The organism is Labilithrix luteola (genome assembly GCF_001263205.1).
GTDB lineage: Bacteria > Myxococcota_A > Polyangia > Polyangiales > Polyangiaceae > Labilithrix > Labilithrix luteola.
The window spans coordinates 9234960-9254898 of the sequence record NZ_CP012333.1 but is presented as its reverse complement, the minus strand read 5'-3'; the positions used below and the strand labels follow the sequence as shown (position 1 = coordinate 9254898).

The window sequence follows — 19939 nt, the reverse complement described above, 5'->3', positions numbered from 1 at the left end:
TCAGTCCGGATGTTTGCCGAGGCCGGCGGGCGCGCGAAGCTCCGCCTGCCTGCCGCGGCTCACGAACACCAGCACCACGAGCGTGGCCACGAACGGCAAGATCGAGAAGATCTGCGAGGGAACCGTGGTCTGGTTCTGCAGCACGCTCTGCAAGGCATCGAGCACCGCGAACGCAAAGCACGCCAGCGCAGCACGGCGCGGGTGCCAGCCCGACACGATCACCGCGGCGAGAGCGATGAAGCCGCGTCCGCCGCTCATGCCCGCCTGGAACTGGTGAAGCCCATAGGCGAGCGCCGTTCCCCCGAGGCCGCACACGGCGCCGCCCAGCGTCACCGCGGCCGTACGCATGCCGACCACGTGCACGCCCACCGCTTGCGCAGCCGCCGGATCTTCGCCGCACGCACGAAGCCGTAGCCCGAACCGCGTACGACGGAGCATCCACGACGCGAGCACCACCGCGGCCAGCGTTCCGAGGACGAACGGGTCGAGCAGCGTTCGGACGAAGAGGCCCTGATCCGCCAAGAAGCGGAGCCCCGGCACACGCGGCGAGTTCGAGCTCGATCCGTAGAGCCCGCGCAGCATGAAGCGCGTTCCGCCGGCGGCAACGAGGTTGATGACGATCCCGCTCACGATGGCGTCGATCCGCGCGCGAACGCAGAGCGTGGCGTGGACGAAGCCGATCGCGGCCCCGGTGAGAACGCCCGCGAAAATGCCTGCCAGCGCATTGCCCGTGGCCACGTCGAACGCCGCCGACGCGAGCGCCGACGAAAGCAAGATGCCTTCGAGGGCGATGTTCACCACGCCGCTCCGCTCGCTGAGCACGCCACCGAGCGCCGCGCAGGCATATGGAACCGTCATCCGCACCGTCTGCGCGACCATGGTTCCCGAGAGGACGACCTCGAGCACGCTCACGTCGAGGCCCCCGCCGATCGTGTGCGAGATGCACGCAAATCTTCCACCGCCACGGCCGCGACCACGATGCCCGCCACGACATCCATGAGCTCCTTCGGAACGAACTCGTTCACCGCGAGCCCTCCCTGTTCGAGCGTGCCGAAGAGCAGCGCGGCGGCAATCAAACCGAGCGCATGACCGCGTCCGAGGAGGGCCACGGCAAGCCCACCGAAGCCCGCGCCCGCCCCGAGGCCTTCTTCGAAATAGCCCTTGTAGCCAAGCACCGTGCCGAGGCTCGCGAGCCCCGCAATGGCCCCGGACAGTACGAAAGCCTGCTCGAAGCGTCGCGCCACGGGCACCTTCGCCGCCTCCATCGCGCGCGCTCCTTGGCCGATGAGAACGAGCTCGCGACCGAAACGCGTTCGCCGATACGACTGCGTGACGACCAGGGCGGTGATCACCGCAAGCAGCACGGAGAGGCTGACGGCGCTCCCACGAAACGCAGGAAACCACGTCTCGAGCCGGGGAATGCGTGCGCCGGGTACGATCTCGGCCGTTCGCACCGATCCTGCCAGCGCAAGGCCACCTGCGCCGAGCGCGAAGCCGACCACACCGTCAGCGATGCGGTTCATCATGATCGTCGAAATCACTTCGTGCGCGCCGTGGCGGCCCTTGAGGATCGCCGGGACGGCGGCCCACATTCCTCCGGCCGCCATGGCGGCCATCATCGTGGCGGGCAGCGCAAGGGCGGCCGGCGTTCCCGCAGGCAGCCGCGAACCGACAACGCCCGCAGCAAGGCTCGCCACCGCAACCTGTCCGTCCGCGCCGATGTTGAAGAGCCCCGCACGGAGCGCCACATCCACGGCGACGGCCGTGAAGAGCAGCGGTGTGGCCTTGAACAAGACCTGACCGATGCCGCCGCTCGAGCCCCACGTCCCTTCGAAGAGCAGGCCGGCCATCGCACGCGGTGAAGCGCCGTAACCCCAAACCAGCAGACAGAACGCGAGCCAGCCGATGGCGAGGCCGCTGACGACGGCAAGGGCTCGCTGCGACCGCGCCGGCATCAGGCCTCCCCCGCGTGCGCGACGCCCAGCATCTGACGACCGATCTCCTCGTCGGACGCGGTCACCGGCAGCTCGGCGACGATGCGACCGCGCGCGAGAACGAGGAGCCGATGCGCGAGCGCGCGCAGCTCGGTGAGGTCCGAAGAGATCACGAGCACGCCGGCACCTCGTAGAGCCGCGTCGCGCAATCGAGCATGCACGTCTTCCGAGGCAGCGAGATCGATGCCTCGCGTGGGATGCGCCGCCACGAGGACACGCCGCTCCGCCCGGCCTTCGTCGAGCTGCGCGAGGGCACGCGCGACCACGATTTTCTGCTGGTTTCCGCCCGAAAGCGTGCGCGCCTCGCGATCGAGGCCAGCGTTTGCGCCCGAACGCGCGAGCCGCGCAGAGGCTTCCTTCTCGATGGCCTCGAGATCGAGCAACCCCGCCCGCCGTGTGAAGGAGCCGAGCTCGCCGAGAACGAGGTTGTCGCGCAGCGAGGCATCGAGCACGAGCCCCTCGGTCTGGCGATCTTCACGGATCACGGCCACGCGTCCGTGCTCGATCGCGCCGCCGACCGGTTCGAAGTCGCCGGCCACGAGCTCGAGGAGCTCGCGCTGACCGTTGCCTTCCACGCCGGCGATCCCGACGATCTCGCCGGCGCGCACCGTGAGCGAGACGTCGTCGAGCGGTCCCGCGCGCACGTTCTTCACGTCGAGGACGACCGGCGCCTCCGACGCGACTTGCACCGCTGACCGCGTGGACCTCGCTCCGGCGCGACCGGCGCCCATGATCGCTGCGGTGACGTCGTCGACCTGCGTGGCGATGGGAACCGCCTGCCCCGAGCGATCGAGCGCGCGCGTGAAGACCAGCTCGCCGCGGCGCAGCACGGTCACGTAGTCCGCGTGCTCACGAACTTCGTCCATCTTGTGCGTGACGACGACGATGCCCTTGCCTGCCGACGCGAGCCTGCGCAGCGTGGCGTAGAGTGATGCGGCCTCGACCTTCGTGAGCACCGCGGTGGGCTCGTCGAGGATGAGCAGCTTTGCGTCACGAAAGAGCGCGCGCATGATCTCGAGTCGCTGTCGATCGCCGATCCCCAGCGATTCGACGCGCTGGTCGAGCGCGAGCGACACTCCGAGCTCCTGCGCCACGCGCTCGGCCCTTCGGCGCGCCGCATCGACGTCGAGCATTCCGACAGGCCCCGTAGGCTCGGCGCCGAGCACGAGATTCTCGAGCACGGTGAAGACGGGGATCAGGGCGAAGTGCTGGAGCACCATCGCCACGCCCCGAGCGATGGCCTCGCGCGGCGTGTGAGGCGCGAGAATGCTGCCGCCGACTTCGATGCGACCTTTGTCCGGAACGGACATCCCGGCCACCATCTTGAGCAGCGTGGTTTTGCCCGCGCCGTTCTCACCGCACACCGCGTGAATCACGCCTGACTCGAAGGTGCAGGTGGCGCCCTTCACGGCAATGACGTCCACGCCACAGCGCTTCTCGACGTTCAGGGCACGGGCAAGCTCGACCGCCACGCGCGCTAGGATACGGCAATTGCGGCGCGATCAGCGTCCGCCGAAGCCTAGCCACGCAAGAAAGCGACGCCAGAAGCTCGGTCGCGCCGGAACCATCGCGTCGAATCCCTCGCTCTGCATCGGGGCGGCCGGTGGTGAAGGCGCCTGGGCGGCCCACGCCGGCGGAGGAAGCGGGGCCGGCGGAGGCGTAAAGGCGTGCAGCGAGGCTCCCGACGGCAATGGTTGAGGGACCGACGGATATTGTGGCTGCGGAGGCGGAAGTGCGGGCGGCAGGGAGGAGGGCACCACGCGCTCACGAACCGCCGCCTGATCCGAGGGCGCGAGTGACACGCCGCACGCAATGCAGGCGGGTGCATGCGCCACGTTGGGCGTTCGGCACATGGCGCACTCGCGGGTCGGGATCTCCGGACGACTCACCGCGGCCGCCGGCACGTGGCGAACCTCGGTGGCCAGATCTTCCGTCGCGATAACGAAATTCTCGATCGCGCGCGGCTGGCGAGGCGGCGGCGCCGGCTTCGGCAACGAAGGCGCGGGCACCTTGCCAGCTGGGATCCGAGGGCCTCCCGAGCCCGGCGGGCCACTCGGCGCGCGGTCCATCCTCACGGTGGCGTCTTCGTACGTCTCGCTGCCGGCCTTGGCAGGCGGCGGCGCGTTCTGACCGACGACCTCGGTCGCGTCACCTGCTGCGTACGGGTCGCCATCGTCGTCGTACCCGAGGCTGAGGAGCCCGACTTCTTCGGCACTCAGAGCCGCCTTCAGCGCCTCGGAGAGCTCCTCCATCGTCTGGTAACGATCTTCGGGCAACTTCTCGAGGCACTTGGCCACCACCGTGGCCAGCGCCTTCGACAGCTTTGGGTAGACTTCGGTGATCGGCTTCGGCTTGACGTTGAGGTGCGCGTGAATGAGCGCCGGCACGCTCGTGTCGCGGAACATCGGCTTGCCGGTGAGCATGCGGAAGAGAACGATGCCGACGGAGTAGACGTCCGTGCGGCCGTCCACCTTGCGCCCCATGATCTGCTCGGGCGCCATGTACTCGAGCGTTCCGACGAGCATGCCCGTGTGCGTGAGCGCCGTCTCTTGATCGTTCGAGTAAGACTTCGCGACGCCGAAATCGAGCACCTTCACGAAGTCCGAGTCGCCCGCGCGCCGGAGCAGCATCACGTTCGCCGGCTTCAGGTCGCGATGGATGATGCCGGCCGTGTGCGTGACGTGAAGCGCGGCGCACATCTGACGCATGATGTGGACGGCGACCTCGGGGGTGAGCCGACCTTCCTTGCGCATGCGCGTGGAGAGCGACTCGCCTTCGAGCAGCTCCATCACGAAGAACAGGTCTCCGTTGTCGGCGCGTCCGAGATCGTAGACCTCGATGATGTTCTCGTGCTGGACGCGCGCGGTGTTCTTCGCTTCACGCAAGAAGCGACCGGCGACCTCTTCGTCGAGCGAGACGTCACCGCCGGAGCGGATCAGCTTCACCGCGACGGGCCGATGCATCTGCATGTCGGTCGCGCGGTAGACGATGCCCATCCCGCCCTGACCGAGCGTCTTCTCGAGGCGGTACCGTCCGCCGAGGAGTCGAGGAAGAGAATCGTCGAATGCCTGCACGCTAACGCCCTGACTGAAATGACTTAATCGGGAGGGTCCTCAGGGTTGAAGCGTATCACGACGCTGGGCCCGGCTTTCGCCAACCATCATGACGGTGCTAACGTCCCGATTTCGAAGCGCCCATGACCCCCGAAACGCACAAGCGCTACCTCGACTACCGAGAACAGCACGCCTACTTCGGCCGACAAACAAAGATACTCACAATGGCCGAGTTCGAGACGGCCGACCGGGAGCAGCGCGAACTCGACGCCAAGGGCGAAGGCGCCCGCGACGACGACGAAGAGCTCCGCCTCCAGGAGCTCAACCAGCTCCTTTTTCGCGATTAACCTTGTGGGGACCTGCGGTCCCCCTCGAAACCTCCGGTTTCGAGCCTCCCCCTGCCCACCAAAGGGTGCCTCGTGCTTCGCACGAGTTGGCCTCTCCCGAGCGCGGCGAATTGCCAACCGGAAGGGCCTCGCGCGGCCGGGCTTTTCGGAAAAGAGGACGTTGGGACCGCTAGCAGGCGCCCTGGGCTGCACAATCCCGGTGCCAGCCTTCATTTTTGGCCCTCGATTAAGGCTCCTTTCGGCTCGAAACAAGACGTTTCGAGGGAGACCGCAGGTCTCCAAATGGCCAGCCTAAACTCGTGCGAAGCACGAGGCCCCCTTGGTGCGCGGGCAGACTCAAAACCGGGGCGGAGACAACACGGCTTGCAGACGCCACGAGGCGAGCGGCGGGTTCTTCGTCGCGCTCCTAGCGCGACGCGCCGTCAGGCGACCCGCCGCGACCCGCGGGGAGGCTCGAAACCGGAGGTTTCGAGGGGGGCAAAGCCCCCACGAGTCAGACCGCTTTGCGCACCAGCGAGAGGTCGCGCTCCTTGAAGGTGACGCCCGAGCGACGGCGATTCGCCGCATTTCGCTCGCCATGCGCGCCCGCGTGGAGGTCGGCGCCTTCGAGGATCATCTCGCAGAGGGAGCCGTAATCGATCCCCGCGTGGTCGGCGATCTTCGGAAGGAGCGACGTCGGGGTCATGCCGGGGAGCGTGTTGACCTCGAGGACGTACTCGTTCTCGCCTTCCGTCACGAGCAGGTCGACGCGAACGGCGCCCGTGCAGCCGAGGGCCCGAACCGCGCGCTCGGCGAGGTTCATGACGCCGCGGGCCCGCGTGGGCGCGATGCGCGGCGGAAGGATGTAGTCGGTCTCGCCGGCCGTGTACTTCGCGGCGTAGTCGTAGAGACCGCTCTTCGGGACAACCTCGATGCAGCCGAGAACGCGCCCGTCGAGGATGCCGACGTGGACTTCCGTGGCCTTGATGTAGCGCTCGACGAGGGCGCAGCGATCGTGCTCCAGCGCCGCCTCGATGCCCAGGCGCAGCTCGCGCATGTTCTCGGCCTTGGTGAGGCCAATCGAGGAGCCCTCGCCGCGCGGCTTCACGATGACCGGGAAACCGAAGCTGCCGTGCAGCTCTTCGAGCTCGACGAGGTCGCTCTCCGTCGCCACGTAGTAGGGGGGCGTCGGGATGTTGTGGAGACGGAACATCTCCTTCGCCTTGAGCTTGTCCATCGCAAGCGCCGAGGCGAGAACCGAGGAGCCGGTGTAGGGAATGCCGAGCAGCTCGAGCATGCCCTGGATGCAGCCGTCTTCGCCACCGCGGCCGTGGAGAGCGAGGAACGCGACGTCGATCTTCGCGTCACGAAGCGTCTTGTCGACCGGCTCGGTACCGAACACGACGCGGGCGACCTCGTGACCACGCGCCTCGAGGGCACGCGCGACACCTTCGCCCGTCCGGAGCGAGACTTCTCGCTCGGCGCTCGTACCGCCCATCAACACCCCCACGCGCCGCTTCTTCATCGGTCAAACCTCGCTCGATGCGTTGTGGTCTGGCAGCTCCAAGATCCGCGCCGGCCGCCCTGGAAAGTCGGTTGCGAAAAGAAAGTCCGCGAAATCCCGAAAAATCCGAGCCATCACGTTCCGTGACGCGAGCCTCAAGTCGCGCTGGTGGGGGCTGATGGGGCTTAGTGGGGCTTCAGGGGAACGGCCGTGTGTCCCGGGGGACACGTTACCGAGCACCTCAAGAGATACGCTTCGAGCCTCTCTCGGGAGGTCATCCCGGGACAAACTCGAGCAAGCTCGTCTCACGTACAGTGCTGGGGGTCAAGGGGCCAACTTCGTCGCAAAACTTCTTGTTGACACCTTGAATGGGAACTTGGCCGAACTGGTCGCCGCGATGACCGGTCCCTCGTTTGGTGGGTACGTTCGCGCGGTATTTTTCGGCTAGCTTCGAGCCATGGACCGCTGCCCGAATTGTGGTGCCCCGCACGCAACGTCGGACGTCGCGTGCCGCTATTGCGGTGTCGAGCGCCGTGAGCCAACGCATCCGACGCATCCAACGGGTCCGATGCGCGGCGGCGTAGGTGGTAGCGCCGGCGCAGGGCCACTCGTCGAAATCCTCGACGTCGGCCCCAACGCGATCATGATCATCAAGGTCGTTCGTGAGACCTTCAAAACGGGGCTTCGCGAGGCCAAGGACATCGTCGAGAGTCCGAGGCCGATTCGGCTCACGATCGATCCGTCACGGGCTCGAGCGCTCGTCGACGACCTCGTTCGCGCCGGCGCGCGCGCCCGCATCGTGTAGGGCCACGGCTGGGCCAACAACCAATGGCCATCGAGAGGCATCCAGGAATCGTCATGCTGTCGTCTTCCCTTCGCGTTTCCCTCGCTGCCCTCGCTCTCTCGACCGCCGCGGCGCTCGCGGGCTGCAAGTCGAGCGAGTCCAAGCCTGCTGAGAGTCCTGATCCCGGTTGCCGCGCGGACGTCGGCGACGACATCAACGTGGCGGTCGCGACGGGCGCCGAAGGCGTGAAGACGGGCGCGAAGACCGCCGTGGAAGGCGTGAAGACGTTCGGCGCGGGCGCCGCTGGCCTCGTCGAAGGTGGCAAGGACGAAGCGAAGGTCCGCTGGAACGAAGGCGCCGAGAAGACGCGCGAGACGGCCAACGAGGGCGCGCAGAACACGCGCCGCAAGGGCCTCCCCCGCTGCACGAAATAGGGGATAGTCCGGGATAGTCCGGCTAGTCGAGCTCGACGAGAATGGCGGTGATGTTGTCTTTGCCGCCTCGCTCGTTCGCGAGGGCGATGAACTTCTTCGTCGCGGCCTCGCCACCGAGCGCGACGATCGGAGCGATGTCCGAATCGCGCAAGTAGCCGTGCAGGCCGTCGCTGCAGAGGAGGAAGCGATCGCCAGGAGCGAGCTTCACGAGACCGGTGTCGACCTGCACGTAGTCGCGGTTGCCGACGGCGCGGGTGATGACGTTGCGGTGAGGCGACTTCTTCGCCTCTTGCGGCGTGATCAGGCCCTGCTTCAACTGCCAGGCGATGAGCGTGTGGTCTTCGGTCAGCTGCTCGACGCCGCCGTCGCGCACGCGATAGATGCGGCTGTCGCCGACCTGGGCCGTGACCGCGAACTCACCGAGGACGAGCAAGGCCGAGAGGGTCGTGCCCATCCCCGTCTTCCCGCGGTCCATCTCGGCCATCGAGAAGACCATGTACGTCGCGGCCTGGATCGCGCTCTCCATCAAGCGGCTGGCGGCGCGGACGTCTTCCTCGACAGGCGGATCGGCGAGCTCGTGGAGGTTACCGATCCCTCGCTTCACCATGCCGTAGACTTGCTCGACGGCTTCCTGGCTCGCGACCTCGCCGGCGGCGTGACCTCCCATGCCGTCGCCTACGATGTACAGACCGAGGCGATCGTCGAAGAAGTAGGCGTCCTCGTTGGACTGCCGCTTACGACCGACGTCGGTGAGACCGGTCCCCGTCCTGCGCAAGGGGGGCTGGGCGGGCTGGTTGCTCATCGCCATGCTCGGACCATCTTCGGAGCGCTCTTACGGGTGCCGTGGGTGCCAGCGGGTGCCAGCGGGTGCCAGTCGGTGCCAGCGGGTGGCATGTGGTCACGGAACAGCAACCAACTCACCTGATCATAGCCCCATAAACCTCGTTCACACATCAAAGAAATTCAGCGGGGAGTCCCTGATTTTTCAGGGGGGTGGCGATCACGGGGCCCTTGGCCGGCAGGGTCGACCTCCGCCAGCCGGGCCCTAGAGCGCCGAGCGCATCTCTCGAGGGCGTCTCTCGAGCGCCCCTTCCACCCCGCGTTCCCCTCCTGCCCTCGCAATTCGGGTAGCCTCGCGCGCGTGAATCGCGCCTCCCCCTTCGCAGCGGGATCTCGGCGCGGCCTCGGGGGGCCGAGCTCGGTCTCGCGACGCTCGTCATCGCCGTCGTCGCGATGATGATCGTACCTCTTCCCACGTGGCTGCTCGACGTCCTTCTCGCCACGAATCTGTCCCTCTCGGTCGCCATCCTGCTCGTCGTCCTCTACGTGCCGGACGCGCTCGCCATTGCGACGTTCCCGACGTTGCTGCTTCTCACCACGCTCTTCCGCCTGGCGCTCAACGTCTCGACGACCCGCCTCATCCTCATCCAGGCAAACGCCGGCGACGTGATTCGGGCGTTCGGCAACTTCGTCGTTCGCGGCAACTACGTCGTCGGCGCCGTCGTCTTTCTCATCCTCACGATCATCCAGTTCATCGTCATCGCGAAGGGCTCCGAACGCGTCGCCGAGGTCGGTGCGCGCTTCGTCCTCGACGCCATGCCGGGCAAGCAGATGGCCATCGACGCCGAGCTCCGCTCCGGCACGATCGATGGCAACGAAGCACGCCGCCGCCGCCGCATGCTCTCGCGCGAAAGCCAGTTCTACGGCTCGATGGATGGCGCGATGAAGTTCGTCAAAGGCGACGTCATCGCCTCGCTCGTCATCACCGTCGTGAACATCCTCGGCGGCCTCGGCATCGGCGTCGGCCAAAAAGGAATGGACGCCGTCACGGCTCTCAAGCGCTACGGCCTGCTCACCATCGGCGACGGCCTCGTTTCGCAGATCCCCGCGCTCGTTCTCTCGACGGCGGCCGGCGTTCTCGTCACGCGCGTCGCCAGCGAAGAGCCGGAGACGCCGCTCGGCGAGGAGCTCGCGGGACAGCTCTTCGGCCTTCCGAAGGCGCTCAAGATGGCGACGGTCTTCGTCGTGCTCCTCGCCTTGGTCCCGGGCCTCCCCGCGGTGCCGTTCCTCGTCATCGGCGCCGCGCTCTTCTTCATCGCGCGAGCGCGAACGCGCCAGATCGCGCGTGAAGATCAGCGCGCCGCGACCGAGCCCCGCCCCGTGGCCGCCGGCGCACGTCGCGAGGCGGCGTTCGTGCCGATGGTGGTTCCGTGGAGCATCGAGATCTCCGAGGATCTCGCGCTGCTTCTCGACGACGAAGGCTCGCAAGATGGCCGCGAAGGTCTTCGCAGCGTGGCGCTCGGCCTGCGCGAGAAGCTCTTCGCCGAGCTCGGAGTCCCCCTTCCGGCGCCGCGCGTGCGCGTGACGCCGGGGCTGCCCTCGCGCCACGCCGTCATGTCGCTCTTCGAGGTCCCGGCGCGCGTCTTCTCCGTCGCCGAGGGCCTCTCGGACGCCGATGCCGTCACCGCCATCGGGAACGTCACGGCCGAGCTACTGCGCACCCGCGCCGCCGACTTCCTCGGCCTCGCCGAGTGCCAGCGCATGCTCGACGAGCTCGAACAGTTCGCGCCGGCGACGGTTCGCAACGTGGTGCCGAAGCCGGTCAGCCTCACGCTCCTCACCGACATCCTCCGGCGCCTCGTCGAAGAGCGCGTCTCGATCCGTGATCTCCGCGCGATCCTCGAAGCCCTCGCGGGCATCGCCACCACAGAGAAGGATCCGCTCAACCTCGCCGAGCTCGTGCGCTCGCAGCTTCGCCGCGCGATGACGTTCCGCCTGACCCGCGGCCAGAGTCAGCTCGGCGTCGTGCTCATCGACCCGACGATCGAAGACACGGTCCGACGGGCCATCACGCGCACGCCGGCGGGCGCCTTCCTGACGCTCCCACCGGCAGCGTCACGCGACGTCGTCACCTCCCTGAAGCGCGCCGCGGGCGAGGCCTCGGCCCAGGCCCCGGGCCTCGCGCCGGTCTTCCTCACCCAGCCGGACATCCGGCGCTTCGTCCGCAAGCTGGTCGAATCCGACCTGCCCGACGCCACGGTCGTAAGCTTCGCCGAGCTCCTCCCCGAAGTGACCCTCCGCCCCCTCGCCCGCGCCAACCTCGCCGGCATCGGCTGAGCGCCCCAGCCTGCTCTAGCCCCATGCCATCCGGGTGAGGGAACCGGGAACAGACCTCTCTGATTACTAGCGTCGTTCGAAGCCACTTCGTGCAGTGCCGGTCGATGGGAGGGAATGGCACAGGAAGGGCGCAAGGGCGGAAGATTTGAGGAGGGTAAAGAGCAGAGCATCGGCGCACTGCGCGTGCATCGTTGCCTCTGGGTCCGGGCCCCGGGAGTTGTGCAGTCGACGTACGAAGCATGCTCAAGGCAGTAGAGGATCTCCTCCCGGCGCACGAGGCGCAGGCGCAGACGCAGGTCATCACCTCCTTGCGTCTTGCCGAACTGTCGGTTGGCCCCCTCGTCAGCTTCAACGCCACCGTACCTACGCCGCTCACGCGACGGCTGACTCCTCCCCGCCCCCTTCCGCCCTTCCGTCCTTCCTGTGCCCTCTCTCGACTCAGCCTGACTCGAGCCCACAAAACCGAAGCGCCGCGCCTTCGTCGAGGAAGGGCGGCGCTTCGTTACGGGCCGAGTAACCCGAGGGAGGTCACATCTTCTGGCGGATCGTCTTGCGCGGGACGATGCCCATCTTCATGACGACCTGCTTGGCCTCGCGCTCGAGAAGCGGGTGAATCTTCTTCTGGCCGACGAACATGCCGAGCAGGTGCGGGTTGATCTCGGAGAGCTTCTTCACCGCGCGGGCAATGCCCTTCGTGTCGTTGACGGCGGCGTAGGCAAAGGCGCGTGAACGCCAAAGCTGCGCGCGAAGCTCGCCCATGTCGGGCTCTTCGGGGTTGAAGAGATCGAGCGTGTCGACCGCCTTGCGCCCCTGCCCCGTGCGGGCCCAGGCTTCGCTCGCGACCGCCGCGAACATCACGCGGGTCTTCGGCTCCTGCTGCTTGCCGAGATCGAGCTTGTCCGCGAGCGAGCGCGCTTCCTGCGTCTCGCCGAGCGTGAGGTGAATCATCGCGCGCATGGCGCGGATCTGGCCGGCGATGGGGCCGATCTCCTTGTCGAGATTGACCGCCTCGAGGGTGGCGAGGGCGGCGCGCGGATCCTCCTGCATCTGGAGTTGCGCCTTCGCTAGCGCCGCCGTCGAGTCGCCCTTCTTGAACTGGCTGTCGATCGCCTGGAGGGCATCCTTTCGGCCCTCGGCGGTGTCCGCGCCCTTGAGCAGAGCGCCGAGCTTCATCTGCTTCTTGACGTAGCGGTCGAGCCAGACGAGCACGCCGATGCCGAGCGCGGTCAGGACGCCAGCGCCGGCCTTCGGAATCCATCCGGGCAGGATCACGGCGATCACCCAGATGACGAGCGCGACGATACCGACGCGGACGTAGATCTTCTTCAGGTCGACCGGCGGCCGCTCCTCGCCGCCTTGCTGTTTGCTGAGCTGGCGGAGCTCCTCTTGGACCTCGGCCGGGCTCTTGCGCTTCTTCTTGTTGGCCTTGCCCCCTTTGGAGGAGTTCGGTCCGGAGTTCGGCTCGTCAGTGGCGTCGATGCTCACGGCGCCCTCCTACCTCGGCTCTCGCGCCCGTGCAAATGAGCTCGACACAAACTCAGCCGGAATGGCCCCGCGGCACCGAATCCGGGGCCGCCGGCAGGGTCGGCAGAACGATCTCGCTGACGGGTTCGTGCGCCATTTCCGGGTCTCGGGCCTGGAGGAGCTTTCGCACGTGCAAAAAGATGCTCTGCGCGATCGACATGCAGGGAACGGCCAGGAGCGCGCCGACCACGTGGAAGAAGTGCTCGCCGACGAGCAGCGAAAAGATGACGAGCAGCGGGTGAATCTTCGCCGCGTCGCCCATGATCTTCGGGTTGAGCACGTTGGCTTCGAGTTGGTGGATGCCGATGATCCACACGAGCACGAACGCGGCGGTGCCTACGGACTGCGTCAGGCCGAGGGCCACCGCGGGAATCGAGCTGAAGATCGATCCGAAGATCGGAACGAGGCTCATCACCGTGGCCACGAGGGCGAGCACCGGCCAGTACTTCAAACCGACGATGGCAAAGCCGATCGCGCTGAGGACGCCGTTCAAGAGGCAGATGATGAGCTGACCGCGCACGACGCCCGAGAGGCCGTCGTCGATGCGGACGAACAGCGAGTGGAACGCCGGGCGCATCGACGGCCTCAGGAGCGACTCGAAGAAACCGAAGATGCGTTCGCGCGTGAGCATCATGTACGCGGCGAGCATCAGCGTGATGCCGAAGATGAAGAAGAAGCGGCTCACGCCGGCGATGACGTCGCGGCCGAACTTCACGATCTCGAGGGCGTTGTGCTGGGCGTAGTTGAGGCTCTTGCCCACGGCGTCGGCCACCATGCGATCGACGTCGAGCGTGCCTTCGCGCGGCTCGCGCATCGGCTCGAGCGTGTAGCCGCCACCCTTGGTGGGCGTGACCGCGATGGGCCCCTGGAGCTCGATGGCGAACGAGCCGTCCGGCCGCTTCTTGGCGACCACGGCGGGCTCTCGCTCCGCTCGGTGCGCGGCCTCGTGGTTCTCGTTCTCGTCGTTTTCGCCGGGCGTGTTTTCGTCGTTCGGACTGCCCGAGCCCAGGCCCACTGCACGAAGCCGCTCCTGCACGGCTGGAACCCAGCGGTGACGAATCGTGTCGCCGATGGCGGGAAGCTCGCGCTTCAGGCCGGCCAGCTCATAACCCACGCGCGGAGCAATGAAGCGGATCGCGACGCCGAGCGATCCGAGCACCAGCACGTAGACGAGGACGATCGCTACCGGCCGCGAGAGCTTGCGCTTCTCGGCCCATGCCACGAGCGGCGTGAGCACGTACGCCAGCACCGTCGCGAGAACGAACGGCAAGAGCACGGCGTGCGAGACAAGGAGGACGGAGATCGCGAGCGCCGCCGTGATGCCGAGAAAGATGGCGTGGCGCCGCCGAGCGGCGCGCACCTCGGGACTGACGTCCTCGTTCGTCCTCACGTTCATGTCGCGTGCTGCCCCGGCAGATCGGCGAACGCCGGTTGCAGGCGCTGCCACGCCTCGTCGAGATACTCCGGCATGACCCGCACGTCGGCGATGACGGGCATGAAGTTCGTGTCGCCGTTCCAGCGAGGAACGAGGTGCCCATGCAGGTGGTCCGCCACGCCGGCGCCGGCCACCTTGCCGAGGTTGAAGCCCACGTTCATCCCTTCGCACGACACCGCGCGCTTCAAGCGAACGACGCTGTCACGAAGCAAGCTCATCAGCGCGGTGTACTCGTGCTCCTCGAGCTCCGAGGGATCGGCCACGTGCCGGCGCGGCGCCACGAGCAGGTGCGAGGTCGTGAACGGATACCGGTTCAAGCAGACGAACGCGTGCTCCTGGACGACCAAGACCAGGTTCTGCCGATAGTTCGCCACGTCGTTCGGGTACTCGCAGAAGAAGCATCCCGGCTTCTTCGTGTTCCCGAGGATGTAGTCCATTCGCCAAGGCGCCCAGAGCGGGGTCGACATCGCCGCGGGACCATAGCAGACCCGTCCTCCCAGCGGGCCCTGGGGAGCGGCCGTTTGACCGGTTCGGACGCCGTATTTCACATCGCCGCGCACACCCACGTCGGTTGCCGCGCCCCCCTTCCCGCATTCCGGACGATGCGACAGCGCGACCAATCTTTACAGTTCGCTGATCTGCCCATCGATAGATTCCGCCGGCATGACGTCCGAGCGTGAATTTCGTCGGCCGGCAGCGCGCCCATTCGCGCACGCCCTGGCCCTGGTGGTCGCCACGAGCACCGCCCTCCTCGCCTGTTCCACGAGCGAAGGCGAGCGATGCAACATCTCCCTTTCCCACGACGAGTGCGGCAGCGGCCTGTCGTGCGCGATGCCCGACAATTGCCACTACGCGGTTTGCTGCCCGCCCGCTGGGCGCGCTTCGTCGAGCAGCGCGTGCAGCGCATGTGAGCCCGAGACGCCGGAAGTGGGCCCGAGCTCCGAGACGGCCGATGCCGACGCCTCCGTTCAGGACGCCGCCACTGACGCGCCCGATTCGACCGCGCGGGATACCGGAGCTTCGCCATGAAGAAGTCTTCATTCGTCCTGTCCAGCATCGGCGCCGCGAGTGTGCTGCTCTTCGCCGAGACGGCGCACGCCCAAGCGGTGCCGGAACCTGCGCCTGAGCCCGAGCCCCCCACGTTCCAGCCGACGCAGCCCACCGTGGCACCGCCCGAAGCGCGTGTGCTCGCTCCCCATGATCCGGCGACGCCAGCGGCGCCCGAGCCCCCCAAGGAGGAGAAGCCCGCCGAGCCGTTCGCCTATGGCGACTTCACCTGGGCGCAGGGCGTCAATCGCCAGAAGGAGTCGGTGCTCGACAGCAAGTACTTCACCGGCGGCATCACGATCGACGCCAACTACAACTACTCGTTCCACCGCCCCATCGATCACACCAACACGGGATCGACGGCGACGTTCCGCGAGGGCGAGCTGAACCTCTCGTACATCGAGGTCGGCGGCGACTTCCACCATCCCAGCGGCGCCCGCGCACGCTTGATGCTGCAGTACGGCACGCGCGCGACGGGCATTCCGCGTAACGACAACACGCCGCTCCGCGGCCAGTTCGACCTCTACACGGCGCTCCGCTTCGTCACCGAAGGTTACGCCGGGTACCACTGGGACAAGATGCACGGCATCAACGTCGATGTCGGTATCTTCAAGTCGTACGTCGGCCTGCTCTCGTACAACAACTTCGAGAACTGGAATTACCAGCCGTCGTACACGTCCGACAACACGCCCTGGTTCTTCACCGGCATGCGCGTGCAGATGTTCCCGACGGACCGCCTCAAGCTCGAAGCCTGGCTCATCAACGGGTGGCAGACGTACGGCATGTTCAACGAGGCGCCCGGCGTGGGCGTGCAGGTCGAGTGGCGTCCCGAGGAGTGGATCCGCGTCCTCGGCAGCGCCTATGGCGGCTACGACACACCGAACTCGCCAGGCCGCATGCGCTTCCATACGGACGACAGCGTGATGGTGCGTTACTTCAACAACCCGCACGGGTTCTTCACGAAGGGCGCGATCTCGCTCACGCAAGATCTCGGCTTCGAAAGCGGCGACGGCGTGACGCCGTTCGGCGGCGGCGGCGGCCCCGCCCAGAACTTCATCAGCGGCATGCTTTATCACCGCGTGTGGTTCGACGACGACCACTTCGGCCTGACGGTGGGCGGCGGCTACATCCACAACCCTGGCCGCTACCTCGCGCTCCTTCCCACCGGTGCGGGCGTGCTCACGCAGAACCCCGGCGACCCCTTCGACGCTTGGGACGCCTCGATTGCGCTGCAGTACATGCCCGGTCCGTTCAACACGTTCGGCATCGAGCTCGTTCGACGCGTCGCGAGCGAGCCCTACTTCGCCGGACACGGCGGCGTGACGTCACCGAACGGCTGGAATGCGCCCATCGGCGATCCCAGCGGCTTCGTCGCGGATCTCCAGAAGTCCGAGACGCGCATCATCCTCTCACACATCTTCCGTATGTGAGAACGCATGATGGTCAACCCGCGCAGCACTCCCTGGCAACTCTCGCTCCTCACGATCTCGGTCGTGAGCGTCACCGGGGGGTGCGCGCTGCTCGTGCCCGCGTCGCGTGATCCGATCGAGCTCGCGACCCAAGAGCAAAAGGAGTCGGCCTGCGACGCGAGCGCGCTCGATCCCGAGCTCGAAGGCCGGAGCGCGATCTTGTCGGTGGGGCCGGCGTACTCGTCGATTCCCTCGAAGGCCGGCTACGACACGCACCTGCTCGGCGCCGAGCTCCGCTATCGACCACTGCCAGGTCTGACGACCGAGCGGCTGGAGCGAGCGCTGCGATGCCATGCAGTCCGCCTCACCCTCGCGCGTACGATTCCCCCGGACGATCCGTTCGTTCTGCCGAACGCGTGGGTCAAAATCAAAGTCGAGGCGGCCGAGACGTCGTTCGTCGTGCGAGCCACGTCGACGGAAGCAACCGAAGCGAAAGAGATCCTCGCCCGAGCAACGTCGTTCGCCAAGAACTGACGAACCCATCCGAAATGATCACGGCGCGGAGCGCAAACGCATGCAGGTCATGCAGGTTGCGCGGCCGCGCCGCTTTTCGTTTGGGGACGAAGCTCGAACCGTCAGCCCTTCGAGATCTTCTTCTCGACGAAGAGAACGTGCTTACGGGCAATCGGGTCGAACTTCACCATTTCGAGCTTGCCGGCCATCGTCCGCTTGTTCTTGCTGGTGACGTACGAGTAACCGGTGCCTGCCGTCGAAACGAGCTGAATGGGGTCGCGCATTCTTCCTCCAGCGCAACAACCTAAGCACGTCGATTGCACATGCAACTCAACTGCACCAATGAGCACTGCTCGCCGGCCTAGGCGTGGGCGAGCTCGAGGGGGGCCAGCGTACGTCGGCGTCGTCATCGCTCGCGGCCGCCCCGGCGCACGCCGACCCTGGCGTGGGGGGAGCTCGAGCGGCAGCTGCGCACGTCGCCGGTAGGTTGGTTCGCGGCCGTATCCGCGTACGTCGGCGTCGTCACCGCTCGCGGCCGCCCCAGCGTACGCCGGCCCACGCATGGGGGGAGCTCGAGGGGGGGCAGCGCAGCTCCCCCCCTCGAACGCGACAAAAACACAACGGCGGCGCCCTCCTTCGAGAGCACCGCCGCTGCGCGGTTACGACTTACGAAGAGAGCTTCTCAGCCCTCGTCGTCCTTCTTCACCAGCTTGTCACCGAGCTTCTGCTTGATGAGTTCGCCGATGGAGGTGGCGCGGGGGCCTTCGTCGCTCTTCTTCGGGGTGACCGAAGCGCGCTGCTTCTCCGACTTCTGCGCGAGAGCAACGCCCTCGCCGATTCGCATCGACAGCGTGAGGCGGCGGTCCTGCGAGTCGACGTTCGCGATCTCGGCCTGGAACGCATCGCCGATCTCGTACGGCTTGACCTCGCCGTCCTCGCCCTTGCGCTCGACGAGCTCGTTCGTGGGAACGAGTCCCTCGACGCCCTCGCGAATGCGGACGAAAACGCCGTAGTCGACGACCGAGACGACCTTCGTGTCCACGACCTTGCCGGGCGGGAACTCGCTGAAGATGGTCGGCCACGGATCGTCCCAGAGCTGCTTGATGCCGAGGGAGACCTTCTTCTCGTCGTGGTTGATCGAGAGGATGATCGCTTCGACGTCGTCGCCCTTGTGGTGGAGGTCGGCCGGGTTGTTGACCTTGGCCGTCCACGACAGGTCGCTCTTGTGGACCATGCCGTCCACGCCTTCTTCGATACCGATGAAGACGCCGTAGTCCGTGATGCTACGGACCTTGCCGCCGATCTTGTCGCCCGGCGAGTACTTCTCGGTGAAGAGGGTCCAGGGATCGGGCTCGAGCTGCTTGAGACCGAGCGAGATGCGCTTGGCCTTCGCGTCGACCTCGAGAACCTGGCAATCGATCTCCTGACCGACCTCGAGGAGCTTGGACGGGTGCTTGACCTTCTTGGTCCACGACATTTCGCTGACGTGGATGAGGCCTTCGACGCCCGGCTCGAGCTCGACGAACGCGCCGTAATCGGTGATCGACATGACCTTGCCGTGAACCTTCTTCCCCGGGGGGAAGGCTTCTTCGGCATGGCTCCAGGGATCTTCCTGGGTCTGCTTGAGACCGAGGCTGACGCGCTCCGTCTCGGGGTTGTACTTGAGCACCTTGACGGTGACTTCGTCGCCCACCTTGAAGAGCTCTTCGGGGTGGTTGACGCGGCCCCACGACATGTCCGTGATATGGAGCAGGCCGTCGATGCCACCGAGGTCGACGAAGGCGCCGTACTCGGTGATGTTCTTGATGACGCCGCGGACGACCTTGCCTTCCTCGAGGGTCTCGAGGGTCTTGGTCTTCTGCTCGTCGCGCTCCTTCTCGAGAAGGACGCGGCGCGAGAGAACGATGTTCCCGCGCTTCTTGTTGAACTTGATGACCTTGAATTGGTAGGTCTGACCGATCAGCTTGTCCAAGTTGCGGATCGGGCGGAGGTCCACCTGCGAGCCGGGGAGGAACGCCTTGACGCCACCCTTGATGGTGACGGAGAGGCCGCCCTTCACGCGCTGGCTGATGGTGCCTTCGATGAGCTCGTCGCGCTCGCACGCGCCCGAGATCTCATCCCAAACCTTCATCTTGTCCGCCTTCTCCTTGGAAAGCGTGACAAGTCCGTCGTCGTTCTCGCGGCTCTCGATGTAGACATCGATCCGGTCGCCCGCCTTGACGGAGACCGTGCCGTCCGCACCGGCGAACTCGCTGAGAGCAATCATGCCCTCGCTCTTGCCGCCGATGTCGATGATCACGTTGTCGCGCTGAACGGCGACGACGGTACCCTGGACGATTTCGCCCTCTTTGCCGAACTCTCCACCGGAGATCGACGCTTCGAAGAGAGCTGCGAAGGAATCCATTCCTCCGGCTTCGGTGCTGACAGTTTCAGTGGCCATTGGTCGGTATGCGAGCCTCGTTTCGCCCTTGCCATGAAAAGCAAAGGGCGCCTTTCTCCCCCATCGGGTCCTGCGGAGTTGGGCCAGCTAGAGCTGGCACGTTAGGCGCATGGACGGGAGGGGGACCGCGGGGATAGCTCACGGCCGGGGGATAGTCAAAGGCCTAAGCTCGGGCGGAAGGCGCATTCTACCGTCCCCCGCCCCCCAAACCGAACCCCGGAGCACGTCCAAGGCGTCACGATCGGGCCCTCCCACGGAAGGAATCGCGGCCGTAACCGCTATCCCATTCGATGCCCGACCCGAACCGGGCACGGAGACCTCAAGGACGTCGATCGCCCCTCCCTCTCCCGCATTTTCGA

At 66.6% G+C, this 19939-nt stretch carries 18 protein-coding genes; 7 read left to right on the top strand and 11 right to left on the bottom strand.

Annotated elements, in window-relative coordinates; genetic code table 11:
* From AKJ09_RS40100 to AKJ09_RS40085, 4 genes are read right to left on the bottom strand one after another with little or no spacing between them, the layout of a single operon-like run.
* Positions 1-912, bottom strand: a complete 912-nt coding sequence (locus tag AKJ09_RS40100; protein WP_146653108.1) for an ABC transporter permease — start codon at positions 910-912, stop codon at positions 1-3.
* Positions 909-1955, bottom strand: coding sequence for an ABC transporter permease (locus tag AKJ09_RS40095; RefSeq protein WP_146653107.1), 1047 nt, complete (start codon positions 1953-1955; stop codon positions 909-911). The genes AKJ09_RS40100 and AKJ09_RS40095 overlap by 4 nt, the downstream gene beginning before the upstream one ends.
* Positions 1955-3466 (bottom strand): ABC transporter ATP-binding protein, encoded by a 1512-nt coding sequence (locus tag AKJ09_RS40090; RefSeq protein ID WP_146653106.1) that lies wholly within the window; start codon positions 3464-3466, stop codon positions 1955-1957. The genes AKJ09_RS40095 and AKJ09_RS40090 overlap by 1 nt, the downstream gene beginning before the upstream one ends.
* A gap of 30 nt (positions 3467-3496) precedes the next feature.
* Entirely contained in the window at positions 3497-5068 is a 1572-nt protein-coding gene (locus AKJ09_RS40085) for a serine/threonine-protein kinase (RefSeq protein ID WP_146653105.1), read from the bottom strand.
* Positions 5069-5190: 122 nt separating this feature from the next.
* On the opposite strand from AKJ09_RS40085, the gene AKJ09_RS40080 reads away from it, so the two are divergent.
* Positions 5191-5394: a hypothetical protein gene (locus tag AKJ09_RS40080; protein WP_146653104.1), complete on the top strand. Its 204-nt coding sequence runs from the start codon at positions 5191-5193 to the stop codon at positions 5392-5394.
* Positions 5395-5887: 493 nt separating this feature from the next.
* On the opposite strand, the gene AKJ09_RS40075 is transcribed toward AKJ09_RS40080, so the two are convergent.
* On the bottom strand, positions 5888-6898 hold the full coding sequence (locus tag AKJ09_RS40075) for a D-alanine--D-alanine ligase (RefSeq protein ID WP_146653103.1): 1011 nt from the start codon (positions 6896-6898) through the stop codon (positions 5888-5890).
* A gap of 436 nt (positions 6899-7334) precedes the next feature.
* Between AKJ09_RS40075 and AKJ09_RS40070 the strand changes: the two genes are divergently transcribed.
* Positions 7335-7682: a ribosomal protein L7/L12 gene (locus tag AKJ09_RS40070; protein WP_146653102.1), complete on the top strand. Its 348-nt coding sequence runs from the start codon at positions 7335-7337 to the stop codon at positions 7680-7682.
* A 53-nt stretch (positions 7683-7735) separates the two neighbouring features.
* Complete coding sequence (locus tag AKJ09_RS40065; RefSeq protein ID WP_146653101.1) at positions 7736-8095, top strand: hypothetical protein; 360 nt, start codon at positions 7736-7738, stop codon at positions 8093-8095.
* Positions 8096-8117: 22 nt separating this feature from the next.
* Here AKJ09_RS40065 and AKJ09_RS40060 read toward each other — a convergent pair whose 3' ends face one another.
* Positions 8118-8897 carry a PP2C family protein-serine/threonine phosphatase gene (locus AKJ09_RS40060; protein ID WP_146653100.1) on the bottom strand — a complete coding sequence of 260 codons (780 nt, stop codon included), beginning with the start codon at positions 8895-8897 and terminating at the stop codon, positions 8118-8120.
* A 431-nt stretch (positions 8898-9328) separates the two neighbouring features.
* Here AKJ09_RS40060 and AKJ09_RS40055 point away from each other — a divergent pair, with 431 nt between their 5' ends.
* Complete coding sequence (locus AKJ09_RS40055) at positions 9329-11212, top strand: flagellar biosynthesis protein FlhA (RefSeq protein WP_146653099.1); 1884 nt, start codon at positions 9329-9331, stop codon at positions 11210-11212.
* Positions 11213-11740: 528 nt separating this feature from the next.
* Here AKJ09_RS40055 and AKJ09_RS40050 read toward each other — a convergent pair.
* The 3 genes from AKJ09_RS40050 to AKJ09_RS40040 are packed head-to-tail and all read right to left on the bottom strand — an operon-like array spanning position 11741 to position 14638.
* Positions 11741-12697 carry a hypothetical protein gene (locus tag AKJ09_RS40050; protein WP_146653098.1) on the bottom strand — a complete coding sequence of 319 codons (957 nt, stop codon included), beginning with the start codon at positions 12695-12697 and terminating at the stop codon, positions 11741-11743.
* Positions 12698-12749: 52 nt separating this feature from the next.
* Positions 12750-14132 carry an AI-2E family transporter gene (locus tag AKJ09_RS40045; RefSeq protein ID WP_146653097.1) on the bottom strand — a complete coding sequence of 461 codons (1383 nt, stop codon included), beginning with the start codon at positions 14130-14132 and terminating at the stop codon, positions 12750-12752.
* On the bottom strand, positions 14129-14638 hold the full coding sequence (locus AKJ09_RS40040; RefSeq protein ID WP_146653096.1) for an HIT family protein: 510 nt from the start codon (positions 14636-14638) through the stop codon (positions 14129-14131). Before AKJ09_RS40040 ends, AKJ09_RS40045 begins: the two co-directional genes overlap by 4 nt.
* A 196-nt stretch (positions 14639-14834) precedes the next feature.
* Between AKJ09_RS40040 and AKJ09_RS40035 the strand changes: the two genes are divergently transcribed.
* From AKJ09_RS40035 to AKJ09_RS40025, 3 genes are read left to right on the top strand one after another with little or no spacing between them, the layout of a single operon-like run.
* Positions 14835-15200 (top strand): hypothetical protein, encoded by a 366-nt coding sequence (locus AKJ09_RS40035; RefSeq protein WP_146653095.1) that lies wholly within the window; start codon positions 14835-14837, stop codon positions 15198-15200.
* Positions 15197-16648 (top strand): outer membrane beta-barrel protein, encoded by a 1452-nt coding sequence (locus tag AKJ09_RS40030; RefSeq protein WP_146653094.1) that lies wholly within the window; start codon positions 15197-15199, stop codon positions 16646-16648. The genes AKJ09_RS40035 and AKJ09_RS40030 overlap by 4 nt, the downstream gene beginning before the upstream one ends.
* 6 nt (positions 16649-16654) lie before the next feature.
* Entirely contained in the window at positions 16655-17161 is a 507-nt protein-coding gene (locus AKJ09_RS40025) for a hypothetical protein (RefSeq protein WP_146653093.1), read from the top strand.
* A 101-nt stretch (positions 17162-17262) separates the two neighbouring features.
* On the opposite strand, the gene rpmG is transcribed toward AKJ09_RS40025, so the two are convergent.
* Complete coding sequence (gene rpmG / locus AKJ09_RS40020) at positions 17263-17424, bottom strand: 50S ribosomal protein L33 (protein ID WP_146653092.1); 162 nt, start codon at positions 17422-17424, stop codon at positions 17263-17265.
* Between the two features lie 398 nt (positions 17425-17822).
* A complete protein-coding gene (locus tag AKJ09_RS40015) occupies positions 17823-19580 on the bottom strand; it encodes a 30S ribosomal protein S1 (RefSeq protein WP_240488784.1) in 1758 nt (585 codons plus the stop codon).
* Between the last annotated feature and the right edge of the window lie 359 nt (positions 19581-19939).

Excerpts from the sequence above, each read along its gene's own strand:
- AKJ09_RS40065 (WP_146653101.1), top strand. The coding sequence starts at position 7,736 with ATGCTGTCGTCTTCCCTTCGCGTTTCCCTCGCTGCCCTCGCTCTCTCG.
- AKJ09_RS40055 (WP_146653099.1), top strand. The coding sequence starts at position 9,329 with ATGATGATCGTACCTCTTCCCACGTGGCTGCTCGACGTCCTTCTCGCC.
- AKJ09_RS40025 (WP_146653093.1), top strand. The coding sequence starts at position 16,655 with ATGATGGTCAACCCGCGCAGCACTCCCTGGCAACTCTCGCTCCTCACG.
- AKJ09_RS40040 (WP_146653096.1), bottom strand. The coding sequence starts at position 14,638 with ATGTCGACCCCGCTCTGGGCGCCTTGGCGAATGGACTACATCCTCGGG.
- AKJ09_RS40015 (WP_240488784.1), bottom strand. The coding sequence starts at position 19,580 with ATGGCCACTGAAACTGTCAGCACCGAAGCCGGAGGAATGGATTCCTTC.
- AKJ09_RS40045 (WP_146653097.1), bottom strand. The coding sequence starts at position 14,132 with ATGAACGTGAGGACGAACGAGGACGTCAGTCCCGAGGTGCGCGCCGCT.
- AKJ09_RS40035 (WP_146653095.1), top strand. The coding sequence starts at position 14,835 with ATGACGTCCGAGCGTGAATTTCGTCGGCCGGCAGCGCGCCCATTCGCG.
- AKJ09_RS40070 (WP_146653102.1), top strand. The coding sequence starts at position 7,335 with ATGGACCGCTGCCCGAATTGTGGTGCCCCGCACGCAACGTCGGACGTC.
- AKJ09_RS40030 (WP_146653094.1), top strand. The coding sequence starts at position 15,197 with ATGAAGAAGTCTTCATTCGTCCTGTCCAGCATCGGCGCCGCGAGTGTG.
- AKJ09_RS40060 (WP_146653100.1), bottom strand. The coding sequence starts at position 8,897 with ATGAGCAACCAGCCCGCCCAGCCCCCCTTGCGCAGGACGGGGACCGGT.
- AKJ09_RS40075 (WP_146653103.1), bottom strand. The coding sequence starts at position 6,898 with ATGAAGAAGCGGCGCGTGGGGGTGTTGATGGGCGGTACGAGCGCCGAG.
- AKJ09_RS40095 (WP_146653107.1), bottom strand. The coding sequence starts at position 1,955 with ATGCCGGCGCGGTCGCAGCGAGCCCTTGCCGTCGTCAGCGGCCTCGCC.
- AKJ09_RS40080 (WP_146653104.1), top strand. The coding sequence starts at position 5,191 with ATGACCCCCGAAACGCACAAGCGCTACCTCGACTACCGAGAACAGCAC.
- rpmG (WP_146653092.1), bottom strand. The coding sequence starts at position 17,424 with ATGCGCGACCCCATTCAGCTCGTTTCGACGGCAGGCACCGGTTACTCG.